Source organism: Psychrobacter sp. 72-O-c (assembly GCF_904846605.1).
GTDB lineage: Bacteria > Pseudomonadota > Gammaproteobacteria > Pseudomonadales > Moraxellaceae > Psychrobacter.
This window is the reverse complement of record NZ_CAJHBI010000039.1, coordinates 15,487-28,309: the sequence shown is the minus strand read 5'-3', so window position 1 is coordinate 28,309 and position 12,823 is coordinate 15,487. Positions and strand designations below refer to the sequence as shown.

Here is a 12,823-nt window from a genome sequence, read left to right as displayed (position 1 = left end):
GAGCAGTTAGAAAGACTTGTGCTTTTTCTAAGAAACTCGACAATCACTTTAAAACGTTCAATATGCTGTTCTTTTATATCAATTATGGTTATGTCTAATGCCAGCATACTTTTTGAAACACCACCTAAAATAAAAATAGAGCGACTTACTTTTGAGTCCATTGGCGAATTTTTTCACGCTCAGCTGGCGTCGCGTTGAGCCATAACTGCATAAACTGATCTAGCGTATCAGCCGACTGGCCTATGTTTGCCGTTTGCTTGACAGTATAATTTGTAGGAGCCGCCACTGTGTTTACTTTACTTTGAGCAGTCGTCGCAGGTTGCCCTAATGCGGCAATAGCGCGCTGGTTTTGTAGTTCAGCATTACCGCTGCCACCGAATACACCGCCCAATGCTTTACCGAGTCCTGAAAAGATTCCGCCGTCACTACCCGCCATGCTTTGCTGACTAGCAACGATGGTATTGTTTTGTTGTACCGCTAGGGTTGGACGATCAGCATACTCTTTGGCCGCTGCATAGTCTTCTGGCTGACCCGGCATGGTTAGACGGTAAGTTTGGTTATCCATCATGTCGGCTGCAACACTGATATTACCTGAACGCAAATAATCATGCTCATCACGGGGTAGGTTATATAAACGATCATATTTAGCAGTGATCACATGCTGACCAGGTTGCAAAGTAAATGTTTTAGTTATCGGCTGGAAGACACTTTGTTTGATTTCTTGCCCGTTGATAGCAGTAACTTTAATATTATCATCAACCAGCACAGTAACTGCTGCGTGTGACAGCATAGATACTGAGCCGGCACCCAGTAACAACGTACTAATGGACAGTTTTTTAAGCCAAGAAGCGGTAAGTTTCATAAGTTATCCTATCAGTGGTGAAAAAATTCAAATAGTTTAAAAATCTAGGGGCATCGTATGCTGATCTTGATTGGCGGCATTATTATCTACTTGCGTCTCTTGAGTAATATCAGCAAGTTCAGCGGCCAGCGTCTGCTCATCAATAGTGCGTAGTGCATCACTAATCACCGCTTTGGAGATATTACTACGCCCAAGGTTAGAGAACATCGGCTGAATATAGTTCAATACCTCCATCATCGCGCCGATACGATGCGGGCCTTCATTAAGCAAATGATGGATAATACGCTCATCAAATTGCCAACCACGGCGACGCAAAATAGACTGTAATAACGCTTGGCGATCGGCTAGATCACGACCGTTAGGAACTTTGAAAGTGGGAGCTTGTGCCAATCTGGTCAGTAAATCTGTCAAGTGAAACGGCAGTTCACTAGCAGGTTTATTGGCTGCAAATAACAGCTGGCGCTGCCCTTCCCGGCTCCGATTAATCAGATGAAATAAAGCCTCTTGCCATTCATTGCTGTGCTCAAGCACCTCTAAATCGTCAATAGCAATAACATCGAAGTTCTCCAGCGAGGACAAGACATTAACATCGGTATGTATTAGCTCGTCAAGCGACAAACAAATTGCTGACTTGTCCATCTCAATGAATGACTCACAAATAGCGGATAACAGATGAGATTTGCCGGTAGCAGGACTACCGAATAGATACAGTTGACCAATCAGGCCAACATGTAACTGCCGCACTGCATCAATAATTGACATCCAACCAGGACCTGAAAAGTCGCTGAGACTTGTATCATGTTTGATGTCCAGATTGAGACTTAGCTGTGCTTCTGCCATGAATCATCAACTCGTTTAGCGTAGTGTAATAACAGTGTCATAAATATGAAGCTTGACACTACATTATATTTTTATAACTGTCTTCGAGACTGCGTAGTATTGGGTTGTAGCATGTATTTGTAAGGAAGTTTTGTAGCCTAAACTTGCAATGTTATCTAACCATTTACAGTGCACTAATCTATCATTTAATATAGAACTGACATAACAATGGCTATTATCGTAAATGCTGAGCCTATATATACCATATTTGCAAAATGACTGACAAGTCTTTTACATCTTAACCCTTATTAGTAGCTGCGTCACTGATGAGTTCTGAGTCCTTTCAAAAACCTTAGAATCCACACTGAAACTCACATTAAAACCCATACTTTATTTTAGATAAATCGTTAAAAAACATCATGCTTACTTTTCCAATTGGCTTATTTTTTTTCAAATAAATCCAACTGCTTGCGACCTTTATAAAAGTCAGTGGCTTGATAATAAGCGTACAGATGACGGAACAAGACATTAAGGACCGCAGATACGGGTAGCGCAATGAGCATGCCAACAAAGCCTAACAAGCTAGCACCTGCCAATACTGAAAAAATAACCCATAATGGGGACAGACCAATCTTATCACCTAACAACAGTGGCTGCAGCACATAGCCCTCAGCGGCTTGTCCGATTAAAAATGCGCCTACAATCAAAGACAAATGAAACCAGTCCAAACCGAACTGGAATAAACTAGCGATAACAGCAGCAATGAATCCAAGACCAAAACCCAAATAGGGTACAAAACTGGCGATACCTGCGCCCATGCCAATAATAAGACCAAGCTCAAGCCCAATAAGTTGTAACTGTACGGCATAAATGATACCTAGTAGCACCATAACCAGTAGTTGTCCTTTCACAAACTCCATCAATGCGCGATCACATTCTTGCGCGATACCGATGACTTTTTTGCAGTAAGCAGCAGGAATGGCCATCTTCCAGCTATTCAAACGTTTATCCCAGTTGAATAAAAAGTAAAAGGTCAAAATAGGTACCAATACAATCAGGCCAGCGCTATTAATAAAGTTCATACTGGAGGCAAGTATTTGGCTCATCAAGGTACTGGCATCCTCAAACTTATAATTGTTCTGCATATAACCTACCAGCGTTTCAGAAAAACCTTTTACCTCTAATTCTGGTAAACGAATGCGGCTGTTATTAATAAGCCATTCGCGTACGACTTGGTTGTACCAATTGAGAGTCCTTGGCAAGTATTCCCAAGCAGATTGCAACTGGTACCACAACGTCGGTAACAACCACCACAGTAGGAGCACCAACCCCAATGTAATGGTAGAATACACAACAATAATAGCTATCCAACGCTTGACGTATTTCGATAAGCGTTTTACCAGTGGATTAAATAAATAAGCGAGCACAAAAGCAAATATGAACGGTACAATGACCGGCATCATCAGATACAACAAAACGAGCGCCACTACGATGGCAACGACGATAAATAAGCGCCGAAAAAAAGGATCTATCGGTTGGTTTATCATTAATGTCAGTCCTACAGTTAAGCTGATGTCGATGACTTAAAGAAGTCGAGAGTCGTTCTATTGCTACAAAATCACCCTCGCGTTATGATTGAATATGCAAATTCTGAGGGCTCTATTATCGCAGAGTAAATAAAAAATGCCGTCTTTTTTTGTTTCTTAGCTTTTTATTTAGCACATATGCCTAATGTCAGCGGAATATTGGTAAGTTGCTTTGCGAGTGTAGGCTGTTTTTGGGTATAATGCGCCCATTATAGTCAAACTTTACATTACTGACTTCTATTATTAATTCTAACTACTGATTCTAATTACTGATCCCAATCCCCTATCTAATTGTGAGATGACCATGAGTGACAAGCCTTCTTTAAGCTACAAAGATGCCGGTGTTGATATTGACGCTGGCGACGCGTTAGTTCAGCGTATTAAGTCAGTGGCAAAAGCCACTACTCGTCCTGAAGTCGTGGGCGGGCTTGGCGGATTTGGTGCCCTGTGCCGCATTCCGACTGGCTACACGTCACCTTTGTTAGTTTCTGGTACTGATGGTGTGGGTACTAAGCTTAGATTGGCCTTGCAGCTCAATCGTCATGACACTATCGGAATTGATTTGGTGGCGATGTGCGTCAATGATTTATTAGTGTGCGGTGCTGAGCCTTTATTTTTTTTGGATTATTATGCGACTGGTAAGTTGGATATTGATACCGCTGCTACCGTAGTGACTGGTATTGGCGAGGGCTGTAAGCTGGCTAATTGTGCGCTTATCGGTGGTGAAACGGCTGAAATGCCGGGTATGTACCATGATGACGATTACGACTTGGCTGGGTTTTGTGTGGGCGTGGTTGAAGAAGCCGAAGTCATCACTGGTGAGCATGTCGCAGAAGGCGATGCACTGATTGCGCTAGCTTCAAGTGGCGCGCACTCAAACGGTTATTCACTCGTGCGCAAGGTTATTGAAGTCAGCGGTATCGATGTAACTAATAGCACTGAGCAACTAGATGGTCAGTCGATCCAAGATGCGTTAATGGCCCCTACCCGTATCTATGTCAAAGCTATTAAGGCCCTACAAGATACCCTCGGCAATTCAGCACTTCATGCTATGTCACATATTACCGGCGGCGGCTTAACGGACAATTTACCCCGCGTCCTTCCTGATAGCTTAGCAGCCAGTATTGATACCAACAGCTGGCAGTTCTCAGAGCTATTTACTTGGTTACAAACTCAAGGCAACATTGATCAAAGTGAAATGTACCGTACCTTTAACTGTGGTGTCGGCTTTGTGATTGTCGTACCTAAAGATAAAGCTGAAACGGCTATTAAAACCTTAAATGACGCCGGTGAACACGCTTGGCAAATCGGTGAAATGGTTAGCCGCGAAGCGGATGCAGTGGTGTACCGTTAATGTCTGTTGATGACTTAAAGCAACCAAGCCAGCAACAGCGGACAAGCCCGTTACGCATTGCAGTGTTAGTGTCCGGCAATGGCAGCAATCTCCAAGTATTGATAGATGCGATGCAAGCGGGCGAGCTGCCGATTGAAATTGTCGGAGTCATTAGCAATCGTGATGATGCTTACGCTGTCACGCGCGCTCAGCAAGCCAATATTCCTGTTGCCGTGTTGTCACATACTGAAAGTGGCAAACGCATGGGTATCAAAAATTTTGAGACCCATGCCAGCGCGCAACTTGTGGCATGGCAACCTGACCTGATTGTACTTGCCGGCTTTATGCGCGTATTGAGCGCAGCATTTATTGATAACAGCATAGCGACTATGATTAATCTGCATCCGGCCCTATTGCCAGCTTATAAAGGCCTAGATACCCATCAGCGCGCTATACAAGCTGGTGAGCGTTATCATGGCTGTAGCATTCATGTGGTCACCGCTGAGCTTGATGCAGGACAAGTTTTGACTCAAGGTCTGCTAAACGTCAATCCAAAAGATACTTCTGATAGCCTACAAACACGCGTGCAAAAGCTTGAGCATCAACTACTACCGTGGACCATTTTGTTATTAGCAAAGGGCGTTTTACCTCTCAATACTAATAAAGTATCAGCCGAGGCGAAATCTTATTTGCCAAATTTACCTTTTAAGTTATTTTTAGAAGTATAGAATATAGTGAGAGATAACGATCAGCTGATTTAACTTATGGCCAGACTAGCTACTTCGCCACTTAAAGCAGCACAATAGAAAGCCCAGTCATTCCTCTTAGGAAAACTGGGCTTTCTTTATTTCTAACTTAGCGATTGTCTATAAGTAACTGTTTATAAGTAACTGTATATGAACCGTTATCCATAAACTATTGCGTGTTACGCTTTACTTGTCTTTTCCATGTACATGAACCCCTTTGATATTCACAAACTCTTTCATACCAAAGCCGCCATGCTCGCGGCCGTAACCTGAGTTTTTCACGCCACCAAAAGGCAGTCCTGGGTTAGCTAGGCCATAGCCATTAATATAAATCATGCCCGTATCGAACTGCTCGTTAGCTAGGCGAATGGCTTTGTCTTCATCTTTTGAGAAGATTGCGCCGCCTAGGCCATAACGGCTATCGTTAGCGATACGCATAGCATCGTCTTGATCTTTAGCACGAATCAACGAGGCTACAGGACCGAACAATTCATCATCATACGCAGGCTGACCTTTTTGGACGTTCTCCAAAATAGTTGCTGGGTAGAAGTTGCCCTCACCTTCAGGAATTTTACCACCAACAGCTATGGTCGCGCCTTTATCAACACTTTCTTGTACTTGCTTATGAAGTTTTTCTCGTAGATCTCTACGCGCCAATGGACCAATATCTGAGCTGTCTTCCATTGGATCACCCGCTTTTGCACCCGCGAACTGCTCAACAATACCCTTGCGGAAAGCATCATATAAGCTATCAACGACGATAAAGCGCTTCGCAGCAACACAAGTTTCACCGTTATTGATCAGACGCGCTTGAGTACACGTTTTTACCGCCAACTCTAAATCAGCATCTTCTAGAACAATAAAGGCGTCGTTTGAGCCGAGTTCGAGAACGGCTTTTTTGATCACTTTTGCGGCTTGTTGACCCACGATAGCACCAGCAGTATCACTACCAGTAAGCGTTACACCGCGTACTTTGTCATGTCCGATTAAAGCTTCTGATTGGTCATGATCAATAATAATAGTACGGAACAGATCACTCGGTAAGTCAGATTCATGGAATATTTTTTCAATCAGTAAGCCAGAACCTGTAACGTTAGAAGCATGCTTTAATAGAATACTGTTACCAGCCATTAGGTTGGCGATGGTATAGCGGAAGACTTGATAAGCAGGGAAGTTCCAGGGCTGCATGCCATAGATGATACCGATAGGTTGATAGCTAACAATACCTTTTTTCAGGCCTTCGACATCACGTATATCATCAGCCAAAGCACTAATACCGTTCTCGGCAGTGTAATCACAAATCGCTTTGCACAAATCGATTTCTTGTAAGCCTTGACTGTACAGTTTGCCACGCTCTTCAGTCATTAGTTTTGCTAGTTCTTCTTTGTGTTCCAACAGCTTGTCGCCAATGGACGTAATGACGCGAGCACGCTCTTCATGGCTAACCTGACGCCATTCTAAAAAAGCCTGATGAGAAGCATCAACGATCTTATTAACCTCGTCAGTACTCATATAATCGTAATCTTTAATGTCTTCACCCGTGGTTGGGTTGATAGTAGTAATATCTGCCATGGTTATTATCCTTTTTATGTTGTTTGTTTTGATATTGTTTGATTTGAGGTCGTCTAATTCTATATTACTAACGCTTGATTTTTTATTTTAATAATACTTATTGATTGGTGGTATACCATTAACTTTTCTTGATTCTTATCTATAATAACAAGATATTTGTCTTAGAATTTTACAAGATATTGTGAAATGTGTTGAAGATGTTAAGAATGTGACTGTCTTCAAAAGTAATGTACTCAATCACCACAATTCACAGACAATAAAAAACCAGCACAATAGCTGGTCAAATATTAATTGGCAATTTAATTTCGAAATTTTATAATATACTATCTAATTTTAGAACAAATGATTAATCACCGGAATTTCTTCTTGTGTTTGATGCTCTTCGTCAGCAACCACTTGCCGTGCAACATGCATAATCAACTGCCGTAACCAACGATGTGCAGGATGATGCTGCAAGAGCGGTGACCACGCCATCGTTAACTCAAATTCAGGGATAAAAAACGGTGGGTCCACCATCATCATACTGTCATTATTCGCCTGCATACGTGCCACTCGGGTCGGCAAGGTAGCAATCAAATCTTTATTCGCCGCGAGCATAGCGGGCATTTGGTAATGGCGGGTGAAAACGCTGATTTTTCGTTTTTGTCCCAAACGCTGCAAAGCTTGATCAATAGAGCCTAGACCGCCAGATTTTTCTGGATTAACACCGAAGCCCACACCCATGCCTGTCTTTGACACCCAAACATGTTGCGCTTTAAGATAATTTTTAAGGTTGAAACGATGCGCATAAGGACTTTCAGAGGACAGCAAGCAACTAAAGGTATCACGCCAGACTAAGACTTGGTGAAAGCTTTGCGGTATCTCATTGAATCGGTTGATGGCCAAATCGACCCGTCCCTGCTCCATATCACGGTAAGAGACATCCGATGGCGTTAAGAAGTCCAAGATAACATTGGGTGCCTCCGAACGTAAGGCTTTGACTAGTTTCGGTACCAGCGTCGCCTCGGCATAGTCTGAGGTCATGATACGAAAGACCCGCGAGGTGCTATACGGCCGAAATTCGGTACGCGGCTCCAATACTTGGGTTAAGTCAGCGAGTATTTCACGGATCCGTGGCTGTAGCTCTAAAGCGCGCTCGGTTGGAGTCATACCTTCAGATGAGCGTACCAGCAATGGATCATTAAACAGTTTACGCAGACGGCGTAAAATATTACTCATCGCTGGTTGAGTAATCCCTAACTGCTCAGCGGCCCGTGTTACGTTTTTTTCTCGTAGCAATACATCTAAATGTACCAATAAATTCAAATCGACCCGCTGCAGATTCATATGTATTTCTCTTTGCTATAGAATAAATGCCAGTTAAAGCTTGGCGATTTTGTGCGTTATTATGGCCTATACAAAACATCAAACCGTATGATAGAACTGTTTTTTTGTCTGATACCTATTTAATATTTGGCTGTTTTTTGCTGAAATACTTCAAAATTAGTATGAGGCGTCGGTCTCAAGCTGTTGTTTTTATTATACTATAAGCAAATAAAATACCCAAGATAATAATCATAAATTAGATAAATCTTAGTAAGGCGGTTATAGTAAGTAATATAAATAAGTCGAAGTGCAGACGATAAACCTTATGTTGAGCCGCTATACTTATACAACCATTACTATGACAACTGCTTACATAAGTTCAATGATAAGGGCGCACAACACTACGGTAACCCTCTGTAAGTCTGCGCTTGTTTGAGTATGCGACTGGTTATTGTAGCATTATCTTACTAATAAGTAGTCATACCGCTGCCCAGCACTATAGACTAGGGTTAATAAGCCAACAGTACTAAAAAAAACGGCCAAATATCAACCAAACGATCTTTTAAAGTCTGACCTATAATAGATGATAAGTATGATGGCGGTTTATAAGCCACCAACTATTTTTTAGCAATCAAATCCAGCAAACCCCTTGTATTTATCAGCGGGTTTGTTTAGGGTAATAAGGCCAAGATCTATGATGAATTACTATTTGTAGTTTATGGATAGAATGTCAACACACTCTTATTTAGTCATGCCAGCAAACATTGAGTTTCGATCTAATCAATGCAATCGTAACCCCTGCAAATCCCATGCAAATAATGCACACCTAGTTATGATCATTTTTATCACTTAATTTTTTGTGCATTAATCTTTAATACCCCACCAAGGAGAAGTCTAGATGTCAACTTATACATCAGCAATCGATTTAGTACGTGAACTAAAGAAAAAACATGGCAATTGGGAAAACATCAGTGAGACCGATGCCGCACGTATGATGGTACAAAATCGTTTTAAGACCGGTTTAGAAATTGCGAAATATACTGCAGGTATCATGCGCCAAGACATGGAAGACTATGACAATGATACGTCACAGTACACTCAGTCTTTAGGTGCATGGCATGGTTTTATTGCTCAACAAACTATGTATGCTAAGAAAAAATACTTTGGGACCTCTGCAAAAACTTATATCTACCTATCAGGTTGGATGGTTGCAGCCCTTCGTTCTGAGTTTGGTCCATTACCTGACCAATCTATGCACGAAAAAACATCAGTACCAAAACTAGTAGAAGAGATTTATACCTTCTTACGTCAAGCCGATGCTAAAGTATTGAACGACTACTTCCGTGAGCTAAATGCAGCTGAAGACGCAGGCAAAGACACCAAAGAAATTCAAGAAAAAATCGAAAACTTTGAGTCACATGTTGTGCCAATCATTGCTGATATCGATGCTGGTTTCGGTAACGAAGAAGCGACGTATTTATTGGCCAAACAGATTATCGAAGCGGGTGCTTGTGCCCTACAAATCGAAAACCAAGTATCTGATGCCAAGCAATGTGGTCACCAAGCCGGTAAAGTTACTGTACCGCATGAAGACTACATCGCAAAAATCAATGCCCTTCGCTATGCATTCTTAGAGCTAGGCGTTGAAGACGGCGTGATCGTTGCTCGTACTGACTCAGAAGGCGCATCATTAACGCAAAAAATCCCAGTATCAAACGAACCTGGTGATTTGGCTTCTAAATATATCGACTTCATCGAGATGGAAGAAGTTACTCTTGCTGATGCCAAAGAAAATGACAGCTTGCTTAAGCATGATGGCAAACTAGTACGTCCAGTTCGTATGCCAAACGGCTTGTACAGCTTCCGCGAAGACACTAACATCGACCGTGTCGTCCTTGACTGTGTAACTGCTTTAGAGAACGGTGCTGATTTACTATGGATTGAGACCCCAACGCCAGACGTTGAGCACATCAAAATGATGGTGGATCGCATTAAAGAGCAGCAGCCAAAAGCGAAACTGGTCTATAACAACAGCCCATCATTTAACTGGACCCTAAACTTCCGTAAGCAAGTAATCGCTACATGGGAAGAAGAAGGTAAAGACATCTCGAAATACAATAAAGATGACTTGATGAGTGTTGATTATGACGGTACTGAACTTGATACAGCCGCTGATGAAGCCGCTAAGAACTTCCAAAAAGACGCATCACGTGAAGCGGGTGTCTTCCATCACTTAATCACATTGCCTACTTATCATACTACTGCGCTTAGCGTGCATGAGCTTGCTAAAGGCTACTTCGGTGAAGACGGTATGCTTGCTTATGCTGCGGGCGTACAACGTAAAGAAATCCGTGAAGGTATCGCTTGTGTGAAGCATCAAGCAATGGCTGGATCTGATCTCGGTGATGACCATAAAGAAATCTTCTCAGGTGACAATGCTCTGAAAGCTGGCGGTGGTAAAAACACGATGGATCAGTTCAAATAAGCAACATGCTATAAGCAAACACTACAAGTAAAACTAAAAGCCGCTCTACGTCATGTAGAGCGGCTTTTTTGTGAGCAATAAAAGAGATATAGTTAGTTCACAATAAAAGAGAGTCGTGTATAGCAACGTGCTACTGGTATAAATTTTTCTTGCGTGCTGTTCGCAAGCGGGACAGAGGGCTACAAAACGTTTGTTACAGTAGCCTCCCAGTAGCACTGTATCGTTTTTAGATTAAATCGACTATAGCCACTTACGTTAAACATAATAAAAAATTTAATCAAACTCACATTGAGACTTGTTAAAGGTACGCTTGTCGCCTACGATAAAGTAAAGACAGCTCACATATAATGTTTTTACTCATTACCGTTACTGAATACCATTACTGGATTACGTTATCGAATTAATAACCCTTACCACTATAGAGGACACTACCATGCAAGAGATAGAACTGAAGTTCTTAATCCCCCCAGCGCGATTAAAAGGGCTAATGCGGCAAGCTAAGGTTAAGTCCTCACAAGACATTCACATGGCGGCTCATTATTACGACACGCCTGAGCAAGATTTAGCACAGGCTGGTATCGGTCTGCGTATTCGTCAAGAAGGCGATGCTTGGGTACAAACCATTAAGGCAGGCGGCGATGCTATTGCAACACGCTTAGAGCACAATACAATCTTAGATAATGAACACGTACAAGCAATGCTCGATACCGACGAATTAATGCCTGATTTGATACTTTATGAAGATACCGCCATCGCGCCGGCACTGGCTGACTTTAAACTTAAAAAACTGGTGAAAAAACTAACACGTCAGTATGTCACTGATGTTCAGCGCACCACGCGATTGGTAGATGATGACAGTAGTAAAGAAAGCAGCACTAACGAAGACAACAGCGAAGAAAACCGTAGCAAAAAAAGCAGTACGATTGAAGTCGCTTATGATATTGGTCAGATTATCCACGGTAATGACGATAGCCAATGTCAAGATATCCACGAGATTGAGTTTGAGCTGGTCTCAGGTGAGCTTGATTTTTTATTCGCGACTGCTAAAACTTGGTGTAAGCGTTATAAGCTGTGCTTGTCTACAGTAACTAAAGCTGAACGCGGTGGTTTGTTGATTAAAGGGGAAAACTATAGCCCAGCAGTTTGTGCTGACCTTAAGCAGCTAAATGTGGATCAAGACAGCAGTATGCCTGCCTTTGTGCGTGCGGTAGTGCATAATTGTCTGCTACAAATATTACCGAACAGCAGTGCTATCGCGGCCGGTAGCCAAGATAACGAACACGTTCTACAGCTACGGATTAGCCTCCGCCGCCTGCATATTGTCTTAAAAGCCTTTAAAAAATTCTCAGATCAGCTAAATACAGAATGGCATTCCATACTAAAACAAACGGCTACCCTACTCGGTGACTACCGCGAGCTTGCTTATCTAGCAACGACTATCGAAACTCATCTTCGACAACACGGCGCGCCTAGCTTAGATTGGACTGCGGACGTTGAGCGGATCAAAGTTAAGCCTATTGACGCGGTACGAGCCAATGACTTTCAGCTTACACTGCTAGAGCTTATCCAATTTACTATGAGCGACCCCAGCGCTGAGCCCCAAGCATCTACGCTTGCTATAGATAAACTGCCCAAGATATTAGCTAAAAAACATATAAAACTACTCAAAGCTGAGCAGGATTTCGATGACTTAGAAACTGATGATTTAGAAGCTGACCATGCAGAGCGTGATAGCTCAGTTTCTGACGATTTGGACTGCAATCCTTTGTACAACGTACGCCGGCATCTTAAAGACTTACGTTATCTGAGTGAGTTTGCGGCGCCATTATATTCTAAAAAGAAAAGCAAACGCTGGCTTAAACGCTTAATAAAAGCGCAAAAATCACTGGGGCAATATCAAGATCATAAGAACTATCAACAGTACTATCAGCAAAAATCGCTAACCGATTCTAACGCGCTATATGGAGCGGGATGGTTTGCCGCAAACTTAAAAAATGACCGTAAACGTTTGCAAAAAAGGCTGGCTCGTATTCAAGATAGACCTACGTTTTGGTAACACAAATGATGTGATTTTTTGGAGAGCTATCATTAACCATCAAAAAGACAGCATCACTA

General features: G+C 42.3%; 9 protein-coding genes and 1 pseudogene. 5 read left to right on the top strand and 5 right to left on the bottom strand.

Annotated elements, in window-relative coordinates:
• Positions 1–98, top strand: a pseudogene (locus tag JMX97_RS13835) (IS1 family transposase); the annotation flags it as partial.
• 47 nt (positions 99–145) lie between these two features.
• Here JMX97_RS13835 and JMX97_RS12070 read toward each other — a convergent pair.
• The 3 genes from JMX97_RS12070 to JMX97_RS12060 all read right to left on the bottom strand — a co-directional run bounded on the left by JMX97_RS12070 (position 146) and on the right by JMX97_RS12060 (position 3,228).
• The gene (locus tag JMX97_RS12070) at positions 146–862 is read right to left on the bottom strand and encodes a DUF2057 family protein (protein WP_201558456.1); all 717 of its coding nucleotides are present in this window, start codon (positions 860–862) and stop codon (positions 146–148) included.
• 36 nt (positions 863–898) lie between these two features.
• Positions 899–1,702, bottom strand: coding sequence for a DnaA regulatory inactivator Hda (hda, locus tag JMX97_RS12065; protein WP_201558455.1), 804 nt, complete (start codon positions 1,700–1,702; stop codon positions 899–901).
• Positions 1,703–2,121: 419 nt separating this feature from the next.
• Positions 2,122–3,228, bottom strand: a complete 1,107-nt coding sequence (locus tag JMX97_RS12060) for an AI-2E family transporter (RefSeq protein ID WP_201558454.1) — start codon at positions 3,226–3,228, stop codon at positions 2,122–2,124.
• A 343-nt stretch (positions 3,229–3,571) separates the two neighbouring features.
• Between JMX97_RS12060 and purM the strand changes: the two genes are divergently transcribed.
• Both purM and purN read left to right on the top strand, forming a co-directional pair.
• Positions 3,572–4,621, top strand: coding sequence for a phosphoribosylformylglycinamidine cyclo-ligase (gene purM / locus JMX97_RS12055; protein WP_201558453.1), 1,050 nt, complete (start codon positions 3,572–3,574; stop codon positions 4,619–4,621).
• Positions 4,621–5,328: a phosphoribosylglycinamide formyltransferase gene (purN, locus tag JMX97_RS12050; protein ID WP_201558452.1), complete on the top strand. Its 708-nt coding sequence runs from the start codon at positions 4,621–4,623 to the stop codon at positions 5,326–5,328. The genes purM and purN overlap by 1 nt, the downstream gene beginning before the upstream one ends.
• Before the next feature lie 204 nt (positions 5,329–5,532).
• Here the strand turns inward: purN and JMX97_RS12045 are convergent, their stop codons facing one another.
• Together JMX97_RS12045 and JMX97_RS12040 are read right to left on the bottom strand one after the other, a co-directional pair.
• Positions 5,533–6,918 carry an NAD-dependent succinate-semialdehyde dehydrogenase gene (locus JMX97_RS12045; protein WP_201558451.1) on the bottom strand — a complete coding sequence of 462 codons (1,386 nt, stop codon included), beginning with the start codon at positions 6,916–6,918 and terminating at the stop codon, positions 5,533–5,535.
• A 333-nt stretch (positions 6,919–7,251) separates the two neighbouring features.
• Positions 7,252–8,244, bottom strand: coding sequence for a LysR family transcriptional regulator (locus JMX97_RS12040; RefSeq protein ID WP_201558450.1), 993 nt, complete (start codon positions 8,242–8,244; stop codon positions 7,252–7,254).
• Positions 8,245–9,121: 877 nt separating this feature from the next.
• Between JMX97_RS12040 and JMX97_RS12035 the strand changes: the two genes are divergently transcribed.
• Together JMX97_RS12035 and JMX97_RS12030 are read left to right on the top strand one after the other, a co-directional pair.
• Positions 9,122–10,708: an isocitrate lyase gene (locus JMX97_RS12035; protein WP_201558448.1), complete on the top strand. Its 1,587-nt coding sequence runs from the start codon at positions 9,122–9,124 to the stop codon at positions 10,706–10,708.
• Positions 10,709–11,141: 433 nt separating this feature from the next.
• Positions 11,142–12,764: a CYTH and CHAD domain-containing protein gene (locus JMX97_RS12030; RefSeq protein WP_201558447.1), complete on the top strand. Its 1,623-nt coding sequence runs from the start codon at positions 11,142–11,144 to the stop codon at positions 12,762–12,764.
• Positions 12,765–12,823 lie beyond the last annotated feature (59 nt).